The organism is Neorhizobium sp. T6_25 (assembly GCF_002968555.1).
In the GTDB taxonomy this organism is placed as follows: Bacteria; Pseudomonadota; Alphaproteobacteria; order Rhizobiales; family Rhizobiaceae; genus Neorhizobium.
Genome location: NZ_PVBL01000002.1, coordinates 279,421 through 303,420 on the forward strand (window position 1 = coordinate 279,421; position 24,000 = coordinate 303,420).

29 protein-coding genes are annotated in these 24,000 nt (G+C 63.0%); 13 read left to right on the top strand and 16 right to left on the bottom strand.

Annotated elements, in window-relative coordinates; genetic code table 11:
• Positions 1-18 precede the first annotated feature (18 nt).
• From C5L10_RS03510 to C5L10_RS03520, 3 genes are read right to left on the bottom strand one after another with little or no spacing between them, the layout of a single operon-like run.
• The gene (locus C5L10_RS03510; RefSeq protein ID WP_105428549.1) at positions 19-963 is read right to left on the bottom strand and encodes a rhodanese-related sulfurtransferase; all 945 of its coding nucleotides are present in this window, start codon (positions 961-963) and stop codon (positions 19-21) included.
• 23 nt (positions 964-986) lie between these two features.
• A complete protein-coding gene (locus C5L10_RS03515) occupies positions 987-1,973 on the bottom strand; it encodes a CHAD domain-containing protein (protein WP_105428550.1) in 987 nt (328 codons plus the stop codon).
• Positions 1,948-2,445 carry a CYTH domain-containing protein gene (locus tag C5L10_RS03520; protein ID WP_105428551.1) on the bottom strand — a complete coding sequence of 166 codons (498 nt, stop codon included), beginning with the start codon at positions 2,443-2,445 and terminating at the stop codon, positions 1,948-1,950. The genes C5L10_RS03515 and C5L10_RS03520 overlap by 26 nt, the downstream gene beginning before the upstream one ends.
• 164 nt (positions 2,446-2,609) lie before the next feature.
• Between C5L10_RS03520 and C5L10_RS03525 the strand changes: the two genes are divergently transcribed.
• The 6 genes from C5L10_RS03525 to C5L10_RS03550 all read left to right on the top strand — a co-directional run bounded on the left by C5L10_RS03525 (position 2,610) and on the right by C5L10_RS03550 (position 6,000).
• Positions 2,610-3,248, top strand: coding sequence for a 2-dehydro-3-deoxy-phosphogluconate aldolase (locus tag C5L10_RS03525; protein ID WP_046629077.1), 639 nt, complete (start codon positions 2,610-2,612; stop codon positions 3,246-3,248).
• Between the two features lie 46 nt (positions 3,249-3,294).
• Positions 3,295-3,675 (top strand): GFA family protein, encoded by a 381-nt coding sequence (locus C5L10_RS03530; protein WP_105428552.1) that lies wholly within the window; start codon positions 3,295-3,297, stop codon positions 3,673-3,675.
• A gap of 137 nt (positions 3,676-3,812) precedes the next feature.
• Positions 3,813-4,529, top strand: a complete 717-nt coding sequence (locus C5L10_RS03535; protein ID WP_046668299.1) for a tellurite resistance TerB family protein — start codon at positions 3,813-3,815, stop codon at positions 4,527-4,529.
• A gap of 10 nt (positions 4,530-4,539) precedes the next feature.
• On the top strand, positions 4,540-4,968 hold the full coding sequence (locus C5L10_RS03540) for a VOC family protein (protein WP_105428553.1): 429 nt from the start codon (positions 4,540-4,542) through the stop codon (positions 4,966-4,968).
• Positions 4,969-5,107: 139 nt separating this feature from the next.
• Complete coding sequence (locus tag C5L10_RS03545; protein WP_105428554.1) at positions 5,108-5,803, top strand: GNAT family N-acetyltransferase; 696 nt, start codon at positions 5,108-5,110, stop codon at positions 5,801-5,803.
• Entirely contained in the window at positions 5,800-6,000 is a 201-nt protein-coding gene (locus tag C5L10_RS03550; RefSeq protein ID WP_105427472.1) for a hypothetical protein, read from the top strand. Before C5L10_RS03545 ends, C5L10_RS03550 begins: the two co-directional genes overlap by 4 nt.
• Positions 6,001-6,005: 5 nt before the next feature.
• On the opposite strand, the gene C5L10_RS03555 is transcribed toward C5L10_RS03550, so the two are convergent.
• Positions 6,006-6,905: a LysR family transcriptional regulator gene (locus C5L10_RS03555; RefSeq protein ID WP_105428555.1), complete on the bottom strand. Its 900-nt coding sequence runs from the start codon at positions 6,903-6,905 to the stop codon at positions 6,006-6,008.
• 104 nt (positions 6,906-7,009) lie between these two features.
• Between C5L10_RS03555 and C5L10_RS03560 the strand changes: the two genes are divergently transcribed.
• The gene (locus C5L10_RS03560) at positions 7,010-7,999 is read left to right on the top strand and encodes a zinc-dependent alcohol dehydrogenase family protein (protein ID WP_105428556.1); all 990 of its coding nucleotides are present in this window, start codon (positions 7,010-7,012) and stop codon (positions 7,997-7,999) included.
• Between the two features lie 6 nt (positions 8,000-8,005).
• Here C5L10_RS03560 and C5L10_RS03565 read toward each other — a convergent pair whose 3' ends face one another.
• From C5L10_RS03565 to C5L10_RS03580, 4 genes are all read right to left on the bottom strand, one after another.
• Complete coding sequence (locus tag C5L10_RS03565; RefSeq protein WP_371411910.1) at positions 8,006-9,076, bottom strand: nickel/cobalt transporter; 1,071 nt, start codon at positions 9,074-9,076, stop codon at positions 8,006-8,008.
• Positions 9,070-9,714, bottom strand: coding sequence for a DUF1007 family protein (locus tag C5L10_RS03570; protein ID WP_105400117.1), 645 nt, complete (start codon positions 9,712-9,714; stop codon positions 9,070-9,072). Before C5L10_RS03570 ends, C5L10_RS03565 begins: the two co-directional genes overlap by 7 nt.
• 92 nt (positions 9,715-9,806) lie before the next feature.
• Positions 9,807-10,982, bottom strand: a complete 1,176-nt coding sequence (locus C5L10_RS03575) for a glycosyltransferase (RefSeq protein ID WP_105428557.1) — start codon at positions 10,980-10,982, stop codon at positions 9,807-9,809.
• 157 nt (positions 10,983-11,139) lie between these two features.
• Entirely contained in the window at positions 11,140-12,033 is an 894-nt protein-coding gene (locus C5L10_RS03580) for a LysR family transcriptional regulator (RefSeq protein ID WP_046668291.1), read from the bottom strand.
• A gap of 530 nt (positions 12,034-12,563) precedes the next feature.
• Between C5L10_RS03580 and odc2 the strand changes: the two genes are divergently transcribed.
• The 3 genes from odc2 to C5L10_RS03595 all read left to right on the top strand — a co-directional run bounded on the left by odc2 (position 12,564) and on the right by C5L10_RS03595 (position 15,301).
• On the top strand, positions 12,564-13,697 hold the full coding sequence (gene odc2, locus C5L10_RS03585; protein WP_046604509.1) for an ornithine/lysine decarboxylase: 1,134 nt from the start codon (positions 12,564-12,566) through the stop codon (positions 13,695-13,697).
• Between the two features lie 89 nt (positions 13,698-13,786).
• On the top strand, positions 13,787-14,356 hold the full coding sequence (locus C5L10_RS03590) for a GNAT family N-acetyltransferase (RefSeq protein WP_105428558.1): 570 nt from the start codon (positions 13,787-13,789) through the stop codon (positions 14,354-14,356).
• Positions 14,357-14,611: 255 nt separating this feature from the next.
• Positions 14,612-15,301 (top strand): OmpW family protein, encoded by a 690-nt coding sequence (locus tag C5L10_RS03595; protein WP_105428559.1) that lies wholly within the window; start codon positions 14,612-14,614, stop codon positions 15,299-15,301.
• Positions 15,302-15,477: 176 nt separating this feature from the next.
• On the opposite strand, the gene C5L10_RS03600 is transcribed toward C5L10_RS03595, so the two are convergent.
• Complete coding sequence (locus C5L10_RS03600; RefSeq protein WP_046668288.1) at positions 15,478-15,696, bottom strand: 4-oxalocrotonate tautomerase family protein; 219 nt, start codon at positions 15,694-15,696, stop codon at positions 15,478-15,480.
• 32 nt (positions 15,697-15,728) lie between these two features.
• Entirely contained in the window at positions 15,729-16,469 is a 741-nt protein-coding gene (locus C5L10_RS03605; protein WP_105428560.1) for an SDR family oxidoreductase, read from the bottom strand.
• A 100-nt stretch (positions 16,470-16,569) separates the two neighbouring features.
• On the opposite strand from C5L10_RS03605, the gene C5L10_RS03610 reads away from it, so the two are divergent.
• A complete protein-coding gene (locus C5L10_RS03610) occupies positions 16,570-17,463 on the top strand; it encodes a LysR family transcriptional regulator (protein WP_105428561.1) in 894 nt (297 codons plus the stop codon).
• Between the two features lie 32 nt (positions 17,464-17,495).
• Here the strand turns inward: C5L10_RS03610 and C5L10_RS03615 are convergent, their stop codons facing one another.
• Complete coding sequence (locus tag C5L10_RS03615; RefSeq protein ID WP_105428562.1) at positions 17,496-17,735, bottom strand: hypothetical protein; 240 nt, start codon at positions 17,733-17,735, stop codon at positions 17,496-17,498.
• The gene (locus tag C5L10_RS03620) at positions 17,735-18,001 is read right to left on the bottom strand and encodes a hypothetical protein (protein ID WP_037077316.1); all 267 of its coding nucleotides are present in this window, start codon (positions 17,999-18,001) and stop codon (positions 17,735-17,737) included. Before C5L10_RS03620 ends, C5L10_RS03615 begins: the two co-directional genes overlap by 1 nt.
• Positions 18,002-18,269: 268 nt before the next feature.
• Here C5L10_RS03620 and C5L10_RS03625 point away from each other — a divergent pair, with 268 nt between their 5' ends.
• Positions 18,270-19,301, top strand: coding sequence for a serine hydrolase (locus C5L10_RS03625; protein WP_105428563.1), 1,032 nt, complete (start codon positions 18,270-18,272; stop codon positions 19,299-19,301).
• 89 nt (positions 19,302-19,390) lie between these two features.
• The gene (locus tag C5L10_RS03630; protein WP_105428564.1) at positions 19,391-20,548 is read left to right on the top strand and encodes a GGDEF domain-containing protein; all 1,158 of its coding nucleotides are present in this window, start codon (positions 19,391-19,393) and stop codon (positions 20,546-20,548) included.
• Between the two features lie 401 nt (positions 20,549-20,949).
• Here the strand turns inward: C5L10_RS03630 and C5L10_RS03635 are convergent, their stop codons facing one another.
• The 4 genes from C5L10_RS03635 to C5L10_RS03650 all read right to left on the bottom strand — a co-directional run bounded on the left by C5L10_RS03635 (position 20,950) and on the right by C5L10_RS03650 (position 23,955).
• Positions 20,950-21,936, bottom strand: coding sequence for a WD40 repeat domain-containing protein (locus C5L10_RS03635; protein ID WP_105428565.1), 987 nt, complete (start codon positions 21,934-21,936; stop codon positions 20,950-20,952).
• A gap of 58 nt (positions 21,937-21,994) precedes the next feature.
• Positions 21,995-23,113: a GTP-binding protein gene (locus C5L10_RS03640; protein ID WP_105427483.1), complete on the bottom strand. Its 1,119-nt coding sequence runs from the start codon at positions 23,111-23,113 to the stop codon at positions 21,995-21,997.
• A 183-nt stretch (positions 23,114-23,296) separates the two neighbouring features.
• Positions 23,297-23,701, bottom strand: a complete 405-nt coding sequence (locus tag C5L10_RS03645) for a type II toxin-antitoxin system VapC family toxin (protein WP_105428566.1) — start codon at positions 23,699-23,701, stop codon at positions 23,297-23,299.
• On the bottom strand, positions 23,701-23,955 hold the full coding sequence (locus C5L10_RS03650; protein WP_046668278.1) for a type II toxin-antitoxin system VapB family antitoxin: 255 nt from the start codon (positions 23,953-23,955) through the stop codon (positions 23,701-23,703). The genes C5L10_RS03645 and C5L10_RS03650 overlap by 1 nt, the downstream gene beginning before the upstream one ends.
• Positions 23,956-24,000: the final 45 nt, after the last annotated feature.

Genomic DNA, 24,000 nt, shown 5'->3' on the forward strand with positions numbered 1-24,000 from the left:
GTCTGGCGCGAACGAACTTCAGCCGCCGATATGCCTAACACCACGCTTTTTGGCGAGCGCGATCTGCAACTGGCGCTGGCGGTAGCGATCGCGGTCTTCCTCGGTGCGGGTCGGGTAGCAGGTCGAGCAGGAGACGCCTTCCTCGTAATGGGGCGAGCTCACTTCTTCAGCGGTGATCGGGCTGCGGCAGGCGTGGCAGAGCTTGTGGTTGCCCTCCTTGAGGCCGTGCTCGACTGAAACGCGTTCGTCGAAAACGAAGCAGGCGCCTTCCCAGAGACTTTCCTCCGCGGGCACTTCCTCCAGATATTTGAGGATGCCGCCCTTCAAGTGGAAAACCTCGTCGAACCCCTGTTCCTTCATGAAGGCGGTCGCCTTTTCGCAGCGGATGCCGCCGGTGCAGTACATGGCGATCTTCGGCTTGTTGTGCAGGCCGGGATTGTTCTTCACCCAGTCGGGAAACTCGCGAAAGGTCTTGGTTTGCGGATCGACGGCGCCCTTGAAGATGCCGATCGCCGTTTCGTAATCGTTGCGGGTGTCGATGACGATGGTTTCCGGATCGGAGATCAGTGCGTTCCAGTCCTTCGCCTCGACATAGGTGCCGACGATGCGCTTGGGGTCGATATCCTCGACGCCCATGGTGACGATTTCCTTCTTCGGCCGCACCTTCATGCGCAGGAAGGGCATCTTCGACGCGCGGCTTTCCTTGTGCTCGAGGCGTGCGAATTCCGGCTGGGCGCGCAGATAGGCGAGAAGGCCTGATATCGCCGCGTCGGAACCGGCAACCGTGCCGTTGATCCCCTCGCGGGCGATCAGCAGCGTGCCCTTGATGCCGTTTTCGTCGCAGAAGGCCTGCAACGGCTCGCGGAAGCTCTCATAGCGGTCGAAACGCGCAAAATGATAGAGCGCGGCAACGAGCCAGACGCCCGTCGCTTCCGGGCGGGTTTGAAAGATGTTTTCGGTCATGGCGCTGAAATACAGTTTCCGGACTATCCGCGCAACGCGGTTTCTTTCTCGTGCGCCGCGACAGCCCTGTGCAGCTTTGCCGCACGGCGCTCCTTGCGAGGTGCGGTGGCCGCCTTTTTCCATAGCAGCGCGATCAGGCCGCTTTCCATCTCGGCGCTGTCGGCAAACACGTGGTGGGCCGCCAGCAGGCCCTCGTGCCGTAGCGCCTGCTGGCGGGCGATGATGGCGCCGAGCACCCGGGCCAGCGTATCGCTGTCGCCGAACAGTTCCGGGTTTTCGTTGACGAGACCGGTCAGCACCGAAAGATCGTGTTCGTGGCCGAGCAGGTCGACCAGGGCCTTCGCCTGCTGCTGTTTGGCGAGCATGGCGGAAGGCCAGATCCCGCCGAGCAGCGACAGGTGCATCCAATAGGTCTGGCCGCATTTGCGCAGCTCGTGATAGGTCTCCGCATCGCCGTGTTCCTCGCAGCCGGCGAGGGCGCCGAGCGCCTTCTCGCGCTGGCTCTTCCAGGCTTTGGCGAGCCGTTTGGCCGTCTTGTGCGGATCGTCGTCGAGGTCGAGGTCGTCGAGGGCCGCGATCGCCGCGCGGCAGGTGGCGGCAGCGGCCGCCATCTTGGCCGGCAGGTCGTGTTCCGCCGAAGCGATCCGGTCGCGACGTTCGGTCAGCGCCTTGGAGGCCGCGGTGAGGGCGGCAAGCTCTTCGGGAGAACCTGCGTGGCCGGCGAGGTAGTCGACCGTCTCGACCAAAGCGGTGGCGTCGCGCACGGCCGACAGCGTCTGCGCCATGTCGCGGATACGGGTGTTTTCCTGCCGGCGGAACGTTTTTGCGTCCGGCTGGATCAGCCGGTAGAGCGCACGCACCCGCTTGAAGCGTTTTCGCGCGCCGTGCACCGCTTCGTGCGGCCCGTCCGGCTGGTCTTGCAGCAGCCGGATCGCGTGGGAAAGCTGGCTTTCCGCAACCGAGCGGAACTCGTCGGTGAAGGATTTAGCGGGCCGCAGACGGTACGCCATGACACAATTCTCCGCTCAAATCTTCGGTCGCCATCACCATGTTGGAATACCGCCGGTCGCCGGTGATCTCTTCGCCGATCCAGTCCGGAATGTCGGGCAGGGCGCCCTCGTCCTCCACCTCGACCTCGGCGACGACCAGTCCCTTGTAGGCTCCGTCATAGACATCCACCTCCCAGGTATAACCCTCGTGCCGGACCTCGTGGCGGGTCTTTTGGAGCACCACGCCGACGGCGGCGTTCGCCATCTCCTCGGCGTCGCCAAGCGGAATTTCGTATTCGAATTCGTCGCGGGCTAGCAGTTCCCGCCCGATCTTGATGGCCAGCTTGGCGCGCTTGCCGTCCATGATCCGCACCCGCACCGAACGGTCGTCGCCGGATGCGACATAGGCCTGCAGGAAATCGGAGGATGACGAGACCTCCGAGCGCCAGCCGTCGCTCTTCACCAGAAATTTCCGTTCGATTTCCTTGGCCATGCTCCACCCGCCGCCTCGGGAACTTCCACAATTGTTGCAACCCTAGTGCAAACTCCGCGTCCCGCAAACCCGTTCGACGTGGGAGGCCTGTTTTTTCTCGACAATGGCGGGCTTGAGGGGTATCTCGACCTCAAAGTTTCAATCGTTTCAGCGGAGACCTTACCATGACCGGCAAGACGGAAAAGCTGCTTTCCATCCTGAAACTGCAGCCGGTGGTACCGGTGCTGATCGTCGACGACGCCAAGTCGGCGGTGGGCCTTGCACGGGCGCTGGTCGCCGGCGGCCTGAGGGCCATCGAGATCACCATGCGCACGCCCGCCGCCCTCGATGCGGTCAAGGCGGTGGCCGCCGAGGTCGAAGGCGCCAATGTCGGCGCCGGCACCATTCTCAACGCCCGCGACTACGAGGCGGCTGTCAAGGCGGGCTCGACCTTCATCGTCTCGCCCGGCGTGACGCCCGGCGTGCTTTCCGCCGCCAAGGACTCTCCCGTGCCGCTTCTGCCGGGTGCTGCGACCGCCAGCGAAGTGATGACGCTGCGCGAAGCCGGCTACGAAGTGCTGAAATTTTTCCCCGCCGAACAGGCCGGCGGTGCCGCCTACCTGAAGGCGCTGTCTTCGCCGCTCGCCGGCACGCTGTTCTGCCCGACGGGCGGCATTTCGCTGAAGAACGCCAACGACTACCTGTCGCTGCCGAACGTCATCTGCGTCGGCGGCTCCTGGGTCGCGCCGAAAGAGCTGGTCTCGGCCGGCGACTGGGCCGGCATCACCAAGCTCGCTTCGGAGGCGGCGGCGCTGAAGGCGTAACCGGAACTCGCTTCGAAGCTCTGACGTGCTATCGGGGAGGGCTTGCATGCACAAGGGATCATGTCTCTGCGGTGCGGTCACCTTCGAGATCGAGGGTGAACTGTCCGCGCCGGACGCCTGCCATTGCTCCAAATGCCGGAAACAGTCCGGCCATTATTTCGCATCCACGGATGTCGAAAGGGGACGGCTGACGGTCAGGGGTGCGGAGAATATTACCTGGTTCCAGTCTTCCGAGAAGGTCCGGCGCGGGTTTTGCGCCACGTGCGGCTCTTCCCTCTTCTGGAATCCGCCGCACAGGGAATGGATCGCCGTTGCCATGGGCGCGTTTGACGGCCCGACCAGGACCCGTTTGAACAAGCATATCTTCGTCGCCGACAAAGGCGATTATTACGACATTGCCGACGGTTTGCCGCAGAACCAGCAATGAGCAACCTGGTGTCGGCTGTCGAGGCAACCTCTTCGAGCCTTTTATTCCCTCGCGGCACCAATCCACCCGCAACCCGTCTTTGTAATTTCACAATCGCATCCCTATCTCTCCCCGGAAACACAACAGGGAGATGTGCGATGTTCGACGCAAAGAAGCTTCTCGACCAATTTCTGGGATCACAGGTTCCGGGCATGTCGGGGGGAAGTGTGAGAGACCGGGCAGGGCAGGCGACCCAGCTTGCCAAGAACAACCCGCTCGCCACCGGCGCCATCCTCGCGGCCGTCCTCGGCACCAAGACCGGCCGCAACATCGCCGGCAATGTCGCAGCTGTCGGCGGCATCGCGGCGATCGCCGGCCTCGGTTATCTCGCCTACAAGAACTATCAGTCGGGCAAGTCTCCCGAAGCCGTGCCTCAGCCGGCGCCTCAGGCCGACAAGCCGCTCCTGACACCGCCGGCCGATTCCCCCTTCCATCCGCAGTCTCCCGCTCTCACCAACGATTTTGCGCTGACGCTCGTGCGGGCAATGATCGCCGCCGCCAAGGCCGATGGGCATATTGATGCCGGCGAGCGCGCCAACATCATGGACAAGGTGCATGCGGTCGATCTCGGCGCCGAGGCGGAAGCCTTCATCGAGAACGAGCTCGCCAATCCGGTGGATATCGACGACCTCGTCGCCGCTGCCCGCACCGAGGAACAGAAGGTCGAGATCTACGCCGCCTCGCGCCTGACCATCGATCCGGACACCCGCGCCGAACGCGGCTACCTCGATCTGCTCGCCGGCCGCCTCGGCTTGGACGATGCGCTGATCGCCCATATCGACGCGACGGTATCTGCGGCCAAGGTCAAGGCGTAGGCGAGCCGTCATGGCAATCCCTTTTTCCCCTGTCGGCATCGATCATGTTGTCCTTCTGATCGACGACATGGAGCGTGCGCTTGATTTCTATTGCGGCGTCCTGGGTTGCCGGCCGGGTTATTCGTACCCGGCCCTTGGGATGGAACAGGTCTGGTGCGGGTCGTCGCTGATCGTTCTGTGGGACATAACGCAGCCGGGCGGGAAAAAGGCTGCTCCTCCGGTCGCTGGTGGCCGCAACGTCGATCATATCTGCATCGCGACCAGCCCTTTCGATCACGACGAACTGCGCCTGCATTTGCAGAGCCATGGTATCGAGATTGCCCAGGAGGCTTTCCACGGCGGGGCTCGCGGCATGGGGCACTCGTTTTACATTCATGATCCGTTCGGCAACAAGATCGAGATCAAGGGGCCGGCGGAATATCCGGATGGGCGCGCTTGACCACGAAGACACGGTCTTCAATCTGTCTCCGTGCATCTTGGCGAAGTCTTGTCGTCTGACCGGCGGGCAGGGCGTGGCCCCACCAGTTGCCTTTCCCCCGTCGCTGGCCTAAGCCTCAGCCACGATGCAAGAGGCTGATATGCGCGATCTGAAGAACTACAAAGTTGCCGCCCCGGCTCCGGTCACCCTCAAGGGCCGGTTCGTGACGCTCGAACCCTATGACAGGGACACCCACGTCCAGGCGCTGTGGGACGGGCTCGGCGGCGCCGAGGGCATCAATCCGCTTCTCAAATATTTCCCCAACGACGATTTTGCCGATGTCGGCGCCTTCGGCGACTGGCTGGAAAACGCTCGCGTCCATTCGAATTTCGTGACGCTCGTGTCGCGTGATAACGCCACCGGCAAGGTGGTCGGCATGGCAAGCTACATGCGGCCTGACCCGAAGAACGGCGTCATCGAGGTCGGCTCCGTGGCGCACGGCGCCGACATGAAGCGTTCGCCGCTGTCGACCGAAGTGCACTACCTGATGGCCAGGCACGTGTTCGAAGGGCTCGACTACCGCCGCTACGAATGGAAATGCCACAACGAGAACGAGCCAAGCAAGGCATCCGCCCGTCGCTACGGCTTCACCTTCGAAGGCGTGTTCCGCCAGCATGTCATCTCCAAGGGCGCCAATCGCGATACTGCCTGGTTTTCGATGATCGATGTGGAATGGCCGCTCCTGAAGGCCGCTTTCGAAGCATGGCTTTCGCCCGAGAATTTCGAGGCGGACGGCACCCAGAAGCGGCGGCTCGAAGATATCCGCGCCGAGCTTGCCAAGGGAGCTGTGGCATGACGCCCGAGGCAAAATCGCAGGCGATCGCCGCGGCGGTGATCCTCGCAGGCGTCGGACTGGTGATCTATTTTCTGCCGACGATCGTCATGTGGATCGCCCAGTTTTCCCCGGTACTGGCCGTGGTCGTCGGCTCGATGCTGCTGCTCGGCTTCTTCGCGATCTTCTGGCTGCGGGCGCGCTACCAGCGCCGTAGATGACCGCATCAAGTCATCAACCGGGGTAGCGCGGCGGCCAAGGCGTCGACCGTCAGGCGGACCTTGAGTGGCAGATGCGGCGTCTGCAGCCACAGCGCATGACAATCATACAGAAACGGTGGCTCCTCCGGCAGCAGCCGCACCAGTGCGCGCTGGCGGATACGTTCGCGCACCAGCCAGGAGGGCAGCCAGGCAAGCCCCATTCCCATCGCCGCCGCATCGGCAACCGCGTCGAGATCGTCAAGCCGAAAACGATTGGGCGGCAACACTTCGACGGGCGGGGCACCATCGCGCGGAAACAGCCAGGGCGGAACGGGGCCGGTCCGGCGATAGACAACCGCCCGATGGGACACCAGATCCTCAATCGCACGCGGCTGTCCGGCCTCGGCGATATAGGCCGGCGAGGCGCAGACGATCATCTGCTGGCGGGCCACTTTGCGGGCGATCACACCGCTGCGGTCGCCAAGCTCACCGGTCCTGACTGCCAGATCGTAGCCGTCTTCCGCAAGGTCGACGAGGCGGTCCGCAAAGGAGAGGTCCAGCTCCAGCGCAGGATAGCCGCGGGCAAATTCCATCAGCACGGGAAGCACGCAATGTCGGCCGAAATGGACGGGCATGGTGATGCGCAGCCTGCCGCGCGGTTCGGACTGATGGTCTGCGGCAAGCGCATCGGCGGCAGCGGCCTCCGACAGGATCAGCCGGCAGCGGTCGTAATAATCCCGCCCGAAATCCGTCAGGCTCTGGCGGCGCGTCGTGCGATGGAGAAGTCGCACGCCGAGCCGCTCTTCCAGAAACTGGACATGCTTGCCGACCATCGGCGCCGACATGTCGAGCGCGGCGGCTGCGGCCGCAAAGGAGCCGAGATCCACCGCCTTGACGAAGACGGCCATGCTGGTCAGCCGGTCCATATTCAAAACACCTGGTTTCTTCTGAAATACCGAAAGGCTGATTTATCGCCGATCTGGAGATCGGCATAGCTCATTCCATTCGATTATTTTGGAGTCTGGAAGAAATGGCACGTGTCGTCCGCTTTCATGAACATGGTGGGCCGGAGGTTCTGCGCATCGAGGCTTTCGAACTTCAGCCGCCCGGCAGGGACGAAGTCCGCATCCGGGTCAAGGCGCTCGGTCTCAACCGCGCCGAAGCGCTGCTTCGCGCCGGCACCTATATCGAGACGCCGGTGCTTCCATCGGGCCTCGGGCTCGAAGCGGCCGGTATCGTCGATGCGCTCGGTGAAGGGGTGAAGAATTTCGTCGTGGGCGATGTCGTCAGCACTATACCGCCGATCTCGATGGTCCGTTGGCCCGCCTATGGCGATCTCGTCACCTTTCCCGAATCGATGGTCGTCAAACATCCGGCAAGGCTCGACTTCGTCGGCGCCGCGGCGCTCTGGATGGCCTATCTGACCGCCTATGGCGCGCTGATCGGCATTGCGGGGCTAAAACGCGGTGATTTCATTGTCATCACCGCGGCATCCAGCAGTGTCGGACTGGCGGCGATCCAGATGGCCAGGCTCGTGGGTGCCATCCCGATTGCGGTAACGCGCAACTCGGTCAAGAAGCAGGCCCTGCTGGATGCGGGAGCGGCCGAGGTGATCGCTTCTTCGGAGGAGGACCTGCAGGCGAGGCTTGAGGAGATCGCCGGGAAGGACGGTGTCCGGGTGGTGTTCGATGCGATCGGCGGGCCGATTTTCCAGCCGCTGACCGCCGCGATGTCGCAGGACGGAATCCTCATCGAGTACGGTGGCCTGAGTGGAGAGCCGACGCCGTTTCCCCTCTTCGAGGTGCTTGCGAAACGCCTGACCTTACGGGGCTATCTTGTCCACGAAATAACCGGCGATCCGGCTCGACTGACGGAGGCCAGGTCCTTCATTGCCGATGGTGTGGAGAGAGGGCTGCTGAAGCCGGTCGTCGCCAGGACGTTTCCGTTCGAGGAGATCGCCGCAGCGCATCGCTTTCTGGAATCAAACGCACAGTTCGGCAAGATCGTCGTTACGGTCTGATTGGCGTCAGCCGCCGGAGCCGGAGGCCTGCAGCGCGGCGCCGAGCAGCGACAGACCGACCAGCAGCACGAACAAGGCGCCGCCGATCTCGATCGCATGGGTGACACGCCGCCCAGCGCGCGAGCCCGGGCCGGCAAAGCGGACGGCGAGGTCCTTGGCGGTGACCGCGAGCGTCGCAAGGATGGTGACGGTGATTGCAGTGCCGATCGACATGGCGAGAACCGAAAGCACGCCGCCGAGATAGAGGCTGTTCAAAAGCGCGAAACTCATCACCAGGATCGCGCCCGAGCAGGGGCGTAGGCCGACAGCAATGATCGCCGACCAGGCCTCGTGCAGGCTGAAATCCCTGGACTTCAGCAGGGCGGGATCGGGCATGTGGCTGACGCCGCAGGTTTCGCAATAGTCGCCGGTGCCCTGGTAGTCGTGATCGTTGATCTCGACGGCCTGGAAATTGAGCCCGGTGGAGCCGCGTCCGTTACCGGCAGGGGCTGCCATGGGCATGTTGACGACGCGCATCCGGAGCGCCCGGATCTTCTTCACCAGCAGCCAGGCGCCGAAAAGGGCGACCATGGCGAAGCTGGCGATCTCCATCGCCTGGGTCGCCGCCGTCATGGTGATGCCCGAGCCGCGCAGTACCAGATAGGCCGCGCCGACGAGCAGCACGGCCACCACGCCCTGCAGCAGCGCGGAGATGAAGGAGATGACGACGCCGCGCCGGAGTTCGATCTCGTTGGCGATCATGTAGGAGGAGATCACCGCCTTGCCATGGCCGGGGCCGGCGGCATGGAAGACGCCATAAGCGAACGACAGCCCGATCAGGCCGGACAGCGCCCAGGGATCCTCGCGCATCGCCTTCAGCGAACCGGTCAGCGCCCGGTAGAAGGACTGCTGGTAAAAATTGATCCAGGCGAAGAACGGACCGAGCGGCCCGCCGACCGAGAACGAGGGCTCGGCCGAACCGACGCCGAGAGGCGATTGCGCATGCGCCGAACCCGTCATCAGGATGCCTGCCGCCGCAACAAAGAGAAGGGCAGGGATCATGGCCGAAGGGGAAAGGGCACGGCGGATCGTCAGCATGTCAGTTCCAGTCGGGTGGCGAAGAGTTTCGACATGTCGGTGCCGGTCGGATCGTTGAAGAAGGCGTCCGTCAGCGACTTGCTGTTCTGCGAGATCACCTCGTCGGGGTCGGGGCGCACCACTTTGTGCTGGCAATGCGAAAAACCATCGCCCTTGACGTTCAGGTCGCCATCGGTCGGGAAGTCGATCGAGGTGTACATGGAGGGGTCGTAAACGCCGAAGGTCAGCCGGCCCTTGAGCGGCACCGGCTTTTCGGGCTTGACCGCAAACAGGACAAGGAGCTGGTTGCCGTCGAGCGAGACGTGGATCACGTCCGGCTTCTGCACCCCGACGGTCGCGCCGTTCAGGGTGATCGTCGTGAAATAGTGGTAGTCGCCGAGCGATTTGCGCATGACCTCGCCGAGCGCTGCAAGTTCCTTGGCGTCGAGCTTCAGGTCGGTGTTCTTGTCGAAATCCAGCAGCACGCTCGACGAGAACACCTCGTCGAACCGCCAGACATTGTGCAGTTCCGCGATGTTGCCGTCGGTTCCGGCCACCACTTCGAGCCGCGCCTCGGCGAAGATGTGCGGATGGGCGATAGCGGGCAGCGGAAGACAGGCTGCCGCCAGCGCGGCAATGGTCATGACTCGATATCGCATTCGCCCTGTGGCTCCCGGTTCGTCCGCCCCTTGCAGTGCAGCGCAAATGAGACGGAATTTCGACTCGAACCGGTCACATGTCCAGCCCCGGTCTAGTGCCGGGTGAGATTTTCCAGATGCTCCATGCGCTTGCGGAACTGGCTCTCGAAATCCCAGCCCTGGGCGAACTGAAGCGCATTCTCGCCGCACTCCAGGATGGACGAGCGGTCCTTGTCGAGGGCGGCCAACCGGTCGGCCACCGCCCTGATGTCGCCGAGCGGGGCGATCCAGCCGGCTTTCGACTCGGCCATCAGCGCCGACCACATCCTGTTGTCGTACCCGACGATCGGCACGCCACAGCCCATCGTCTCGATATAGGTGCAGGAGGGATCCGACTGCCTGTGGCAGCTGAGGAAGATATCGGCCCGGTTGCGCGTCAGCGGCACGAGCTCCTGCTCGAAATCGACCGGATCCTTGAGGAAGACGCAGTCGTGCAGCCAGTGCCTGCGGATATCGGCGTCGATCGCACCGGACAGGCTTCCCTCGCCGTAGATCGTCAGGGTGAAATCGACGCCCCGTTCGCCAAGCAGCCTGGCGATCGGAACGAGGTCCTGCACGCCCTTCATCGGTTCGAGCCGCCCGGAATGGATGAGCCGCAACGGCTCGCCGCTCAGGAGATGCCGTTTTCGGGCATTCATCTCCTGCGGCGTCGCGAACATCGCCGGTTTCATGCGGTTGTCGAGATAGAGGAGTTGGCTGCCGCCCATGTCGCGGTAGGCCGTGTGGGCCGGGTAACCGTTCGCCTGAATGCCGCGGGCGGCGCGGAACGCGCGCTTGCGCTTGTATTCCTGCATCACCGTCCAGGCCATGCCGTAGATTTTCCGCGGCAGGCTGCGCGTATCGTCGAGCGAGATGATCTGCAGCCGGGTCTGGTGGGTGTATTCGATCGAATAGACGACGGCGCTCCGAGCTTTCCGAATCGCCTCGGGGGCTAAGAGGTCGAGGTAGGAATCTCCCGACAGCAGCGCGAGGTCGAAATCGGCGAGATGGTCCACCGATACCCGTTCCTCCGGCTCCAGGATACGCACCCGGAAATCAAGTTCGCCGATGTCGTAGCGACCGCCGAACGGTATGTCGGTCGCGCCGCGCCGGATGAAACAGGTGACCGGCCCCGACCAGTGCCGCACATGCAGGGCCATGCCGGAAACGAACTTCTTGTCGAGCACCAGCTTGCCGTTCGCGGCCTCGATCACCGGTGCCGACACGAACATCGCCAGGCTTTTCTGCATGGACGTCGATCCTCCGCGATGCCGAGACTTTCGCACGCTGAGCCGCACTATGCTGATCGAAGCCAAGCTCCGGCAAGCCGGCCAATAGGTCGACTTGCCACGAAGGCATTACCTCATTTGCCGTAGGGACCGGCGAGGCGCCGGGCGCCCGCCTCGGTCAATGCTGGCGGCGGAACCAGGTGGAGAGGAAGTCGACGAAGCTTCTGACCTTGGCCGGCAGGTAGCGGCGATGCGGATAAACCGCGTAGATACCTCGGTCCTTGGCAATATAATCGTCGAACAGCGTCACCAGCTCGCCTGACTGGATCGAGGCGTTGGCGATGAAATCCGGAATGATCGCGACGCCGAGGCCCGCGCGGGCGGCACGCAACGTCGCCTGCGGGCTGTTGATCTCGACCGGGCCGCTGACGGCGACCGAGATCGTCGAGCCATCCTTGTCGGTGAAGCGGACATTGTTGTGCCAGCGGGAATTGGTGTCGATGATGAAGGGGACGCGGTTCAGGTCCCGGGGGTGTTCGAGCGGACCGTATTTGGCGACGAAATCGGCGGTTGCTACCGTATAGACCCGGAAGTCTGAGAGCTTTCGGGCGATCAGCCCGGAATCCTCGAGCTTGGTGATTCGGATCGCGAGGTCGAAATTTTCCTCGATCAGGTCGACGAACCGGTCCTCGGCGACGATTTCCAGCGACACTTCCGTGTGGCTCTTGGCGAAATCGATCAGCGACTGGCCGACCTCGGCATCGATGAAGGTCCGCGGCACGGAAACGCGCAGGCGTCCCTTCAGATCGGCATTGTTCTCGCGCACCAGGTCGGCGAGATTGTCGATCTCCTTGAGGATGTCGGCGGCAGTCCGGTAATAGGTGTGGCCGGCCTCGGTCATCGAGAACTGGCGGGTGGTGCGATTGAGCAGTAGCGCGCCGAGATCGTCTTCCAGTTCGCGCACGTATTTGGAAAGCAGAGCCTTCGACCGCCCGGTCCGCCGGGCTGCGGCTGAAAAGCCTTCTGCTTCAACCACATCGATGAAGGCCCGCATGCGCGTTAGAGTGTCCAAATGTCGCCCCTTTTAGTCTGGTCGATCCTAGTTGGGATTTAGCATGGAATTGTGCAATGCGAAATTTCGGTGACGGGCAAAAAAAACTCTTGATTATGACCGCGAATATTCTTATCTCCCGGTCAGCCCAAAGTCGCACGTGCCCGTGGGTGTCCGCCGACCCTCTATTTGGTGAGGTCATCGGTAAGGTACCTGGAACTAACCCCTCCAGTCGCTATTCCGGCCATCCGGGAAATGCGAGGACATCTGAAGCAACGACGGTGCGGGCCTTTTTGTTCTCTCCCTGCTTTCCATCAGCGGGGGTTACTGAAGAGGCACACCATCATTGCCGGAAGTGCGGTAGGGACCTCCCTCCAATCCATGGCAGACAAAGCCGGATCATTGTTCGTGGCAGAGCGTTGATCCACTTATCGCGCGTTTGAGCGTGTTCACGGTACCGGTGTCTCCACCAACCGGGCTGAACGCATTCTCATCCGTCCTTTGTCCTCCGGTTCACAGCCGGAGCTTTGAGATTTTGAAGGGACTGATCGATGACCACTGCTCGCATCCTTGACTTCATCAAGACCCAGCGTCCCGAAGGACCGTATCTTGTTGTCGATCTCGACGTCGTGCGCGACAATTTCACCGCCTTCCGTCATGCATTGCCGGACAGCGCGATCTATTACGCGGTCAAGGCCAACCCGGAACCGGCAATCCTGAAGCTGCTCGCTTCGATGGGTTCCAACTTCGATTGCGCCTCGGTCGCCGAAATCCAGATGGCGCTCGACGCCGGCGCTTCCGCCGACCGCATCTCCTTCGGCAACACGATCAAGAAGGAACGCGACATCGCTCGCGCCTTCGCGCTCGGCGTTGGCCTCTATGCCGTCGACAGCCATGAGGAAGTCGAGAAGATTTCCCGCGCTGCCCCGGGTGCCAAGGTATTCTGCCGCGTGCTGACCGACGGCGAAGGCGCCGAATGGCCGCTGTCGCGCAAGTTCGGCTGCGTGCCGCAGATGGCCGTCGACGTGCTCGTCTACGCGCACCAGATGGGCCTGGAGTCCTACGGCGTGTCCTTCCATGTCGGCTCGCAGATGACCAAGGTCGATGCCTGGGATGCGGCTCTTGCCGATGCCAAGCGCGTCTTCGGTTCGCTCGCAAAGCAGGGCATCGTTCTGCAGATGGTCAACATGGGCGGCGGTTTCCCGACCAAGTATCTGCGCGACGTGCCGAAGGCCGAGGAATACGGCAAAGCGATCTTTGCTTCGCTGCGCAAGTATTTCGGCAACAACCTGCCGAAGACGATCATCGAGCCGGGTCGCGGCATGGTCGGCAATGCGGGCGTCATCAAGGCTGAAGTCGTCCTCGTGTCGAAGAAGTCGGACAACGACAATCACCGATGGGTCTTCCTCGACATTGGCAAGTTCGGCGGTCTGGCCGAAACCATGGACGAGGCCATCCGCTACCCGATCCGCACCGAGCGGGACGGCGACGAGATGGAACCCTGCGTTCTCGCCGGCCCGACCTGCGACAGCGCCGACGTGATGTACGAAAAGAACATGTATCCGCTGCCCGTCACCCTGACGATCGGCGACGAGGTTCTGATCGAAGGCACCGGCGCCTATACGACGACCTACTCGGCCGTCGCCTTCAACGGTTTCGACCCCCTGAAGGCTTACGTCATCTAAATACCGCCGGCCCCGTAACCAGCCGGGGCGGCAAATTCACAATTCCTCTTCATCGCCGCTCATAACGGTATTGGGTACGGGAGGCCACGATGGCCGCTGTTCTTGATTCTGTACGCGCATTCTTTGCGCCGAACTCCACTTTCACCATCGACGCCGAAACGCCGGCCGACGTAGTCGCCCGCGAAACCCTGCTCGACCGCGCCATGGGCCCGGATCGTCGCCGGAAGTCGTCGGAAAAGATCCGCCGCAACCGCGTGCCGGCCGAAGGGCTCGCCATCGTTGCCCGCGACGGCGCCGGCCACGTGATCGGCACCGTGCGTCTTTGGAACGTAGAGGCCGGCATTTCGTCTGAAGGCCAGGCCATCGATGCGCTGCTGCTCGGCCCGCTCGCGGTCGATTGCGCTCACGAAGGCAAGGGCATCGGCGCGGCTCTGATGCGTGCAGCGATCACCGAGGCGCACAAGCGCGGCCACGGTGCTGTCCTGCTGGTCGGCGATGCGGCCTATTACGAACGGTTCGGCTTCTTCGCCGACAAGACCCGGCATCTCGTCATGCCCGGCCCCTTCGAGCGCTCTCGTTTCCTGGCGCTCGAACTCAAGGCCGGCTGGCTGGAAGGTGCGGCCGGCATGATCGTCGCCAACGGGCGCAAGCTGGCCTGAGGAGGTCGCGTTCTCGACCGTAGGCAATTCAGCACTCAAGGCCTCGCGCCCCGACGATCTGCCCAGACCCCGCCTCTCCGGTGGAGCGTTCCTGTTGGAGCGCCCGCGAGGAGGCGGGGTTTTTCGTGCGACAAATTCTCCGTTTCGGGCCGCCGCCGCGCATCCGCCGGCAGCGGTTGATCCTGATCAATCCGACTCTCGCCGCCCGCTCCTAAGCCTCTCCCTGCAAGATCAAACGCAAGCAGGAGAGCTTACATGGACACGAGCGGGGCACGGCATCTGAGATGGATCGCGGGCGCGGGTGCGGCTTTTTTCGCATTCGGGGCGGCAGCGGCGGATCTGACGCCTGTTCCCGTCGCCCCTGTGGCGCAGGAGGCCGCGACCGGCCGGAGCCCCTGGCAGATCCGCGTGCGCGGCTTGGGCGTCATCACTGGGAACCGCGGCTCGGTCAACGGCGTGCCGGGTTCGGACCTCTCCTTTTCCGACTCGGTCATCCCCGAACTCGATATCAGCTACTTCTTCACCGACAATATCGCCGCCGAACTGGTCCTCGGCACGACCTATGCGAATATCAAGGAGGACGGTGCCGTCGGCGTGCCGGTCGGCCGCGCCTGGCTGTTGCCGCCGACGCTGACGCTGCAATACCACTTTACTAATTTCGGCGCCTTCAAGCCCTATGTCGGTGCCGGCGTCAATTATTCGCTCTTCTACAACCAGTCGGAAAAGCCGGGCTTCCACAATCTCGACGTCGAGAACAATGTCGGCGCGGCCCTGCAGGTCGGTTTCGATTACATGATCGACCAGCACTGGGGTGTGAATTTCGACGTGAAGAAGATTTTTCTCGAAACCAAATGGAAAGCCGGCCACGACGTGCTCGGGCCGCTGAGCGGCAAGGCGAAAATCAACCCCTGGCTGATCGGGGCAGGTGTCACCTACCGCTTCTAAAAAACAAAAAAACGTCGGTGGGGGACGGGGCCGGCGCCAGACAGGTGGCGCCGGCCTTTCTGTTTTCAGGCCTTCGACGATGCACGGCGGGCGTGTCGCCATCGACGACGAATGCTTCGCCGTCGGTCACTCCCGCCCGGTGGGAGGACCCGGCGAGAGCGAGAGCGTCCAATATCTCAGGCGCCGTCTTTGGCGCGATAGGCATCCGGGATCACGAAAATCTCGTCGGCGCGGCCGTATCCGCCGTCCTTGACCTCCTCGATCAGCACCATGGTATGAGGCCGCGCGGCCTCGCTCATGTATTCGACCAGCATCTCGGTCGTGCGGTGGACGATCTCCTGCTTCTGGGCCTTGCTGAGTGCGGCTTCTGGCGTCTTGATGTTGACGAATGGCATCGGGTTTTCCTTCAGGTTGATGTGTTGGTGTTTCAGATCATGCCGCCATTGGCGCGCAGAACCTGGCCGTTGACCCAGCCGCCGTCGGGGCCGGCGAGGAAGGAGACGACGCTGGCGATGTCCTGCGGCTGGCCGAGCCGGCTGAGCGGGATCGATTTGACGATGTTCTGGACCAGTTCCTGGGACTTGCCGGTCATGAACAGCTCGGTTTCGACAGGGCCCGGCGCGACCGCGTTGACGGTGATCTTCCGCCGGCCGAGTTCCTTGGAGGCGACATGGGTCATCGCTTCGACAGCCGCCTTGGTGGCGGCATAACCGCCATAGGCCGGACCGTAGGCACCGACCACGCTCGACGAGAAGTTGATGATGCGACCGCCGTCGCGCAGGCGCTTGCCTGCTTCGCGGATGCCGCGGAACGTCCCGGTCAGATTGATGGCGAGCAGGGTATCGAAGGCCTCGTCGTCCATCTCGGCGAGCGGCGCAAGCCGCATCACGCCGGCATTGTTGACGAGGATGTCGGCACCGCCGAAACTTTGTTCGGCGGCGTCGAACAGGGTTGCGGCAGCGGTCGGGCTGCCGACGTCCGCCTTCACCGCGACCGCCTTGCCGCCGCCGGCTTCGATCTGTGCAACGACATCGGCGGCGGCCTGCCGGCTGGTCGCATAGTTGACGACGACGGCGATGCCGTCCTCAGCAAGGCGGAGCGCAATGGCTCTGCCGATGCCCTTCGAAGCGCCGGTGACGATCGCGACGCGTTGTCCGTTGGTGGTCATGGGATCTCTCCTTGGTTGGTGGGCAGGAGATATTGCTGACACGGCTTAAGAACAATTGGCGGCGAATTGACATCAGAATTCGCCTGTGGTGAACAAGGCCATGGATCGCCTCGACCGCATGCAGCTCTTTGTCCGGATCGTCGAACGGCGCAGTTTTTCCGCTGCGGCCGCGGATCTCGGCCTTGCCCGTTCGACCGTCACCGAAGCGGTCAAGCAGCTCGAGGAGGGGATCGGAACGCGACTTCTGGAGCGGACGACGCGTTACGTCACCCCGACGCTCGACGGCCGGGCCTTCTACGAGCGTTGCCTCGCGATCCTCGCGGAGGTGGACGAGGCGGAGAACATCTTTCGGGACGCGCAGCCGCGCGGCCTGCTGCGGGTCGACGCGCACGGGTTTCTTACCCGCACCTTCCTTTTGCCGCGCCTTCATGAATTCCTCGACCGCTACCCGCTCCTGGAACTGCAGATCGGTCAGGGCGACCGGCTGGTGGATCTGGTTCGCGAAGGCGTGGACTGCGTCATCCGGGCAGGCGAGATCGACGACAGCGGGCTGATCATGCGCAGGCTCGGAACCATCACCGAAATCACCTGCGCCAGCCGCGCCTATGTCGAGAAGCATGGTATGCCGAAATCACCCGATGCGCTGGAAGGGCATCTCGCCATCGGCTTCCTCTCGTCGCGCACCGGCCAGATCATGCCGCTCGAATTCACGGTGGGGGAGAAGGTACGCTACGTCACCCTTCCAAGCCGGCTGACGGTCAACAATTCCGACACGATGGCCGATCTCGCCCGCCGAGGCTTCGGACTCATGCAGGCGCCCCGTTATCGCCTGCAGCGGGATATCGACGAGGGCGTGCTCGTCGAAGTGCTTGCCGATTTCCCGCCGCCGCCGACACTGCTTTCGGCGCTCTATCCGCAGAACCGCCAGCTTTCGCCGCGGGTGCGCGTTTTCCTCGACTGGATCGTCAAGGTGTTCGCCGAAGCGGGGCTTTGAGATCCGGACGCCCCCAGGGTCCTGCGGGCGCCTTACGGCCGATAGATCGCCTGCAGCCTGGCAAGGTCGGCGATCTTCAGTTCGACGGGATCCAGGTCGTCGCGGGAAGGCTTGAACCAGGAGGCCGCCTCCTGGATATGCCGGCCGTAGGGCTCCGGATACATGCTCAGACCCAACACCCACCGGCGAACGATTTCGCGGTCCATGCGCCCCGAGGCATAGCGGTCGTGCATGGTCTTGGCGGATGTGGTGAGGTCTTCGACATTCTTCATCAATGCACCGCGGGATTGGGTTCGGGTTCGCCGAAAAAGGAGCGGATGCCGTCGCGCTCGACGGTTGCCAGGAACTCGTCGAAGGCTTCGCGGTCGGTCGGAAACGGCTCTTCCCAGGTGGTGACGTCATCCTCTTCGGTGATGACTTCGAGTGTCCAGTCGCCCTGGGTGCCGGCAGGGCGGTAGATATCGACCAGCACGGTAATGCCGTCGTCGGTGAATTCGCCGGCGAGTTCGGAATGTTCGGTCTTGGGTGCCTTGGCCATGTCGTATCCGATCGTATAAACGGCTGTCCCGCGCTGCGGGTCCGGCCCAGTGAGGGAATCGGCTACGCAACGAAGACGGTCGGGATGGTGCAATACACTGCTTTCCGTTTTTGCTCCACTGGTGGATGACCCTTGAAGGTGTTCGTTGCTGGGGGAATCGGAATGAGGCTTCGTATATGCAGGGAAGTGGCTTCACACTCCATCATCTCTGCGTGAAACGAGCCTTTCCGCCATGGTCCCGGCCGCCTGGCCGTCCTAGCTTCGCTGGATGATCACACGCCGCGCAACCCTCCTGTCCCTCCCATTCGCCTTGACTGCGGCCCGCAGCCTTGCGCAGGACGCTCCCCTGCCACCTGTGCCGCAGCCGCCGGTGACGCTCGATACCGTGCTCGGCGATGCGGCGGAGTTGGAGCCGTTGAAGGTCGTTCTGGTCGCCCGTAGTGGGGAGATGCTCGCCGAGCGGGCGTTCAACGGTCATTCGCTGGACGCCTCCACCAACATCAAGTCGGCCTCGAAATCGATCATCTCGGCTTTGACGGGCATTGCCATCGACCGCCGGCTGCTCGAAGGTCCCGACCAGAAGGTCGCGCCGATCCTGAAGGCCGACCTGCCGGCAAATCCGGACCCGCGCATCCACACGATCACCATCGGCAATCTGCTCTCGATGCAGGCGGGGCTCGGAAGGTTGTCCGGGCCGAACTATGGCCGCTGGATCGCGAGCCGCAACTGGGTGCGGTTCGCACTCGCCCAGCCGTTCGACGACGATCCCGGCGGTTCGATGCTCTATTCCACCGCCTCCAGTCACCTGCTTTCGGCGGTCCTCACCAAGGTGGGCGGGAAGTCGACGCTGGCGCTGGCGCGGGAATGGCTGGGGCCGGTCGACGGGTTCCGGATCGGCTCCTGGGAACGCGACCGCCAGGGCATCTATCTCGGCGGCAACCAGATGGCGATGACCGCCCGCTCGCTTCTGGCCTTCGGGGAACTCTACCGCAACGGCGGCAAGACGAAGGACGGCCGCCAGGTCGTCTCGAAGGATTGGATCTGCCAGTCCTGGACGCCGCGCACCAATTCGCGTTTTTCCGGCGACGGTTACGGATACGGCTGGTTCCTGCGCAATATCGGCGGCGAGGAGGTCAAGTTCGGCTGGGGTTATGGCGGGCAGATGCTCTATATCGTGCCGTCACTCGGCCTCACCGTGGTGATGACGTCAGACGAAAGCGGTCCCTCGGCCCGCAGCGGTTATCGCGATGACCTGCACAACCTCCTTGCCGAAATCATCGGAGCCATCCGCGTCGTTTGAAGCCAGTTCGTATAAACTTGAATGACCAGACACACCGAATCGTAACCGCTCAACGCTAGTATGCCCCGCGTCGCCATTGGGGGTGTTTCATGCTGGATCTGCGGACGATCTATATCGTCTCGGCTATGACCTGCTCGGTCCTGGGCATCGTCCAGATGATCGCCTATTCCAGCGGCCGGTTCGAACGCTGGCTGTTCTGGTGGAGCGCCAGCGGCATCGTCATCGGCGCCGGCCTGTTCAGCGTCGGCCTGCGAAACGTGTTGCCGGACGTCGTCTCGGTCCTGATCGGCAACAACCTGATTCTGGTCGGTTATCTGTTGCTGATCGTCTCCGTCCGGCTTTTCGGCGGCCGTCCGGCCCGTTGGGGCCTGAGTTGGCTGATCCTCGCCGTTCTTTCGGCGCCGCTGATCCTCTTGTGGCGGGACGATGCCAGTACCGCGCCGCGCATCGCCATCTTCTCGCTCGTCTGTGCCCTCGGCGATCTCCTGGTGATGCTGGAGGGTATTCGCCTCGCACGGCAGGAAAGGCTGCGGTCGGCATGGCTGGTCGCTGCGATCTACATGCCGACTGCCGCCATCTTTGCGGCGCGCGCCCTTCTGGCGGTGACGGGCTGGATCGGCGAGGGCGGCCTCTTTGCCGCCGGCAACGGCGCCGATGCCTGGCTGGGGCTCTGGGCGGCACCCTTCCTGGCGTTGCGAAGCATCGTCATCAATCTGATGGCGGCCGAACGGGCGGGAAACAAGCTCACCTACCTGGCGGATCGCGACGCCCTGACCGGCGTGCTCAACCGCGGCGGGCTGATGCGCTCCTATGCTGGTCTCGAGCCGGGGCCGGTCGCCCTGATGCTCATCGATGTCGACCGTTTCAAGCTGCTCAACGATACGCATGGTCATGCGGTCGGCGACGAAGTGCTGCGGCGGTTCGCATCCTCTGCGTCCCTGCACCTGCGCAGCAGTGACCTCTTCGCCCGGCACGGGGGCGACGAGTTCGTGATCGTGCTCAGAGGATGTCCGGTCGAAAAAGCCGTCGAGACGGCCCAGAAGATCCGCGCCGCCTTTGCCGCTTCCCTCGCCGAGATGGAGGGCCTTGTCGTGCAGCCGACACTCAGCATCGGCGTGGCGACCGAGATATGCGGTCCTGGCGACCTCGAAACCCTGCTGCAGCGGGCCGACCTGGCGCTTTATGCCCGCAAGCGCAACGGCCGCGACGGCATCGATACGTTCGAGGAAGACCGCCAGGCGGCGTGAATGAGGGGACGCTTTCGCTGCGGCGAACAGAAATTCCCTTTTTCGTTTGAAGCATTTTTCCGTCGAAAGAATTCCGCGGCATCCTCGCCTGCGCCGGCGCGGTTATAGTGGTCGCGTCACAGGGCAGGGGCCGGGTCGCGAACCGGGTCGCATCCTACGGAGAGCATCCGGCGTCCGGTGATGGTCGTAAAGGTGAGGACGGCGCCGTCAGGGCGCCGACCGTCGAAAGGTTCAAGTTTCGGATCCAGACCATCCGTTACCCACCTTTCGAAAAAGCCGGAGCGATCGGGCAGGCAGCACGGCCTGACACCCATACCACTTCATACACGCTGCCTGCCCATCCCGCATGGACCAGGCCGCGGCGGAGATTTTTCCGCCGCGGTTATTCGTGCTGCAAGCTTTCAGGCTGCGATATCGATGACGCCGCAATCGCCGGCATCGGAAGCGAAGGCGACGAGCTTGCCGCTGGCGCTCCAGCTCAATCCGGTAATGCCGCCCTTGCCGGGTCGGCGCAGCAAAGCTTCCTTTGCGTCGGCAAGCCTCACGCCCAGGATCATGCCGTCGATGAAACCGATGGCGAGCACTTCCTCGGCCGGATGGAAGGCCACCGATGTGACCATGATATTGGCGCGGGTGCCGAGTTCCTGCGGCGCCTTGCCCATCGGTCCGTCCTTTGCCGAAAACGGCCAGACGATCGCCGCCGGGGCGCCCGACGAGGCAAGCCATTTGCCCTTCGGCGACCAGGAGAGAGATTTCACCTTGGCCGGATAACCGGTCATCCGCATATGGCGGTTTTCGCCCGGCTTGCCGTCGAGCTTCCAGCCATGCAGGGCATTTTCCTGCATGGTCGTCACCAGGAAACGCCCGTCCGGCGAGAAGGTGACGGCGTTATGGGCGCCCTTCCATTCGAGATCGACCGGTGGCGCATTGGTGCCGACCCAGTGCAGCGAAACGCCGTTGTAACGGGCGGCAGCGATCCTGAGCCCCTTGCCAGCGAAGGCGAGGCCTTCGACGCTGCGTTCTTCGGGAAACTCCTTCAGCGTGCCGTCGCTCTGCTTCACGAAACTCGATTTGCCATGCGCATAGGCGACCGCATTCTGCGGGCCGCCGGCGACGACGCTGATCCACTTGCGGGGAGCTTCGGCGATCAGGGTCGCCTCGCCATTGCTGCCGATGCGCATCACCTTGCCGTCCTCGCCGCCGGTCAGCAGCGTGGCGCTGAAGGGATCGCGGATGCAGGTCAGCAGACCCTGATGGGCCTCCGTAACTTTCTCGCCGCCATCCAGGCGGTGGATCGTGCCGGCGGCGGTAGCGAAGAATGGGACGTCGCCAAGGAAATGCGCGGCGACGACATGGCCTTCGAGATCAAGCGGTGCAACAGTCGGCATTACGCAGCATTGCTCCCGGGCATGACGTGGTCCGAAAACCGCTTCACACTTTTCGGCGTCATGCCGCTACCTCACAAGCCCTGAAGCTCTTCTCGATCTTGTCGACATCGAGATCGCGGCCGATGAAGACGAGGCGCGATTCGCGCTTCTCGCCATCCTTCCACGGACGCTGGTGATCGCCCTCGACGATCATGTGGACGCCCTGAACGACATAACGTTCCTCGTCGCCCTTGAAGGCGATGATGCCCTTCAGGCGCAGGATGCTCGGGCCGTCCGTCTGGGTGATCTTCTGGATCCAGGGGAAGAACCGTTCCGGGTTCATCTCGCCGCCGCGCAGCGAGATCGACTTCACGGTCACGTCATGGATCGGCGACATTTCGCCGTGGTGATGGTGGTGGTGATCATGGCCGTGATGATCGTGATCATGGTCATGCGCGTGATGGTCATGGTCATGATGATGGTGGTCGTGCCCATGGTCGTGGTCGCAATCCGGGCCGCAGACATGGTCGTCATGGCCGTGATCCAGGAAGTGCGGATCGTTTTCGAGCGCGCGTTCCAGGTTAAAGGCGCCCTGGTCGAGCACGCGGGCGAGATCGACGCCGGAACGGGTGGTCTTGTAGACGCGGGCAGTCGGGTTGATGGCGCGAACGACATCTTCGATGATCGCCAGTTCTTCCGGCGAAACGAGGTCGGTCTTGTTGATGACGACGACGTCGGCAAAGGCGATCTGGTCTTCAGCCTCGCGACTGTCCTTCAGTCGCAGCGGCAGGTGCTTGGCATCGACAAGGGCGACGACCGCATCGAGCTCGGTCTTGGCACGCACGTCGTCATCCATGAAGAAGGTCTGGGCGACCGGTACCGGATCGGCAAGGCCGGTGGTCTCGACGATGATGCCGTCGAAGCGGCCCGGGCGGCGCATCAGTCCCTCGACGACGCGGATCAGGTCGCCGCGCACCGTGCAGCAGACGCAGCCGTTGTTCATTTCGTAGATTTCTTCGTCCGACTCGACGATCAGATCGTTGTCGATGCCGATCTCGCCGAACTCGTTGACGATGACCGCGTATTTCTTGCCATGGCTTTCGGACAGAATGCGGTTGAGGAGCGTCGTCTTGCCGGCGCCGAGATAACCGGTGAGCACGGTGACGGGAACGGGCTTGACGGGGGCTGTTTCGGTCATGGAAACCTCGAGGACTTGAGAGCGCCCGGTCGGCGCGGAAGCTTTGTTCGTCTCATATAAGGGCAAGCCGGGACGAGTTCAAAGGGTTTGTATGTTATAAGATCACATCGGAATGGCGTCCGACGCCGGGCATGGCCGCTACCCTGCCGGTAGCGGTTGTGGAGGGCCTCGGCGGCTTGATCCTTACGGCCTCGTTTCGGCGTCCGTCTGGCGCAGAAGCTGGTCGAGGGTCAGAAGCGGCTGCTCCGTTACCTTGGCATGGGCATAATGAAAGCAGTCAAAATTGCTGAGATATCGGCGCCCAATCCCGTGCCTCTCGGCGACCGCGACGGCATAACTCAGAAGCTGCCGAGGCGATCCGGCCTCGCGAATCTCAATGCCCCGTGCATCCAGCCATTCAACGACCGCACCTTCCGCCTCCCGGTAACGGCAATCCAGCTGATCCGGTCGGGACAGGACGATAATCGCTTCCCAAGCGGCCAATGGTGAAGTGAAAGGCGAATTTGCCTGCAGAAGCGCCGTTTCGTAGGCTTCCGCAGTCTCCTCGCCGGCCATCATCGCGACGATCGCGCAGGCATCGACGAACATCAGCCGTCATCCCCGATCTGGTGATCGAGATCATGGTAGGCCTCGGGCGGTACAGGCTGCCTGTTCGCCTTGAAGGCAAGGCCCCGTTGCGTGAGAATTCTCGTTGCGGTCTCGCGAGGCGTTTCCTGGCGGATACGTTTGTCGATGGTTTCCTTCAATGCGGAAATCACCGCGTCGGTGATGGTCGTTCCGTCGATACGGGCCAGTTCACGGGCCAATGCATCGGCCTCTTCGTTTCGGATATTCAGCGTCATCCGCGGCTACCTCAAGCGTGTAGCCTAATATCGCACATTGTGTAG

Bases quoted from the DNA above. Each gene is read 5' to 3' on its own strand.
- C5L10_RS03510 (WP_105428549.1), bottom strand. From the start codon at position 963: ATGACCGAAAACATCTTTCAAACCCGCCCGGAAGCGACGGGCGTCTGG.
- C5L10_RS03515 (WP_105428550.1), bottom strand. From the start codon at position 1,973: ATGGCGTACCGTCTGCGGCCCGCTAAATCCTTCACCGACGAGTTCCGC.
- C5L10_RS03520 (WP_105428551.1), bottom strand. From the start codon at position 2,445: ATGGCCAAGGAAATCGAACGGAAATTTCTGGTGAAGAGCGACGGCTGG.
- C5L10_RS03525 (WP_046629077.1), top strand. From the start codon at position 2,610: ATGACCGGCAAGACGGAAAAGCTGCTTTCCATCCTGAAACTGCAGCCG.
- C5L10_RS03530 (WP_105428552.1), top strand. From the start codon at position 3,295: ATGCACAAGGGATCATGTCTCTGCGGTGCGGTCACCTTCGAGATCGAG.
- C5L10_RS03535 (WP_046668299.1), top strand. From the start codon at position 3,813: ATGTTCGACGCAAAGAAGCTTCTCGACCAATTTCTGGGATCACAGGTT.
- C5L10_RS03540 (WP_105428553.1), top strand. From the start codon at position 4,540: ATGGCAATCCCTTTTTCCCCTGTCGGCATCGATCATGTTGTCCTTCTG.
- C5L10_RS03545 (WP_105428554.1), top strand. From the start codon at position 5,108: ATGCGCGATCTGAAGAACTACAAAGTTGCCGCCCCGGCTCCGGTCACC.
- C5L10_RS03550 (WP_105427472.1), top strand. From the start codon at position 5,800: ATGACGCCCGAGGCAAAATCGCAGGCGATCGCCGCGGCGGTGATCCTC.
- C5L10_RS03555 (WP_105428555.1), bottom strand. From the start codon at position 6,905: ATGGACCGGCTGACCAGCATGGCCGTCTTCGTCAAGGCGGTGGATCTC.
- C5L10_RS03560 (WP_105428556.1), top strand. From the start codon at position 7,010: ATGGCACGTGTCGTCCGCTTTCATGAACATGGTGGGCCGGAGGTTCTG.
- C5L10_RS03565 (WP_371411910.1), bottom strand. From the start codon at position 9,076: ATGCTGACGATCCGCCGTGCCCTTTCCCCTTCGGCCATGATCCCTGCC.
- C5L10_RS03570 (WP_105400117.1), bottom strand. From the start codon at position 9,714: ATGCGATATCGAGTCATGACCATTGCCGCGCTGGCGGCAGCCTGTCTT.
- C5L10_RS03575 (WP_105428557.1), bottom strand. From the start codon at position 10,982: ATGCAGAAAAGCCTGGCGATGTTCGTGTCGGCACCGGTGATCGAGGCC.
- odc2 (WP_046604509.1), top strand. From the start codon at position 12,564: ATGACCACTGCTCGCATCCTTGACTTCATCAAGACCCAGCGTCCCGAA.
- C5L10_RS03590 (WP_105428558.1), top strand. From the start codon at position 13,787: ATGGCCGCTGTTCTTGATTCTGTACGCGCATTCTTTGCGCCGAACTCC.
- C5L10_RS03595 (WP_105428559.1), top strand. From the start codon at position 14,612: ATGGACACGAGCGGGGCACGGCATCTGAGATGGATCGCGGGCGCGGGT.
- C5L10_RS03600 (WP_046668288.1), bottom strand. From the start codon at position 15,696: ATGCCATTCGTCAACATCAAGACGCCAGAAGCCGCACTCAGCAAGGCC.
- C5L10_RS03605 (WP_105428560.1), bottom strand. From the start codon at position 16,469: ATGACCACCAACGGACAACGCGTCGCGATCGTCACCGGCGCTTCGAAG.
- C5L10_RS03610 (WP_105428561.1), top strand. From the start codon at position 16,570: ATGGATCGCCTCGACCGCATGCAGCTCTTTGTCCGGATCGTCGAACGG.
- C5L10_RS03615 (WP_105428562.1), bottom strand. From the start codon at position 17,735: ATGAAGAATGTCGAAGACCTCACCACATCCGCCAAGACCATGCACGAC.
- C5L10_RS03620 (WP_037077316.1), bottom strand. From the start codon at position 18,001: ATGGCCAAGGCACCCAAGACCGAACATTCCGAACTCGCCGGCGAATTC.
- C5L10_RS03625 (WP_105428563.1), top strand. From the start codon at position 18,270: ATGATCACACGCCGCGCAACCCTCCTGTCCCTCCCATTCGCCTTGACT.
- C5L10_RS03630 (WP_105428564.1), top strand. From the start codon at position 19,391: ATGCTGGATCTGCGGACGATCTATATCGTCTCGGCTATGACCTGCTCG.
- C5L10_RS03635 (WP_105428565.1), bottom strand. From the start codon at position 21,936: ATGCCGACTGTTGCACCGCTTGATCTCGAAGGCCATGTCGTCGCCGCG.
- C5L10_RS03640 (WP_105427483.1), bottom strand. From the start codon at position 23,113: ATGACCGAAACAGCCCCCGTCAAGCCCGTTCCCGTCACCGTGCTCACC.
- C5L10_RS03645 (WP_105428566.1), bottom strand. From the start codon at position 23,701: ATGTTCGTCGATGCCTGCGCGATCGTCGCGATGATGGCCGGCGAGGAG.
- C5L10_RS03650 (WP_046668278.1), bottom strand. From the start codon at position 23,955: ATGACGCTGAATATCCGAAACGAAGAGGCCGATGCATTGGCCCGTGAA.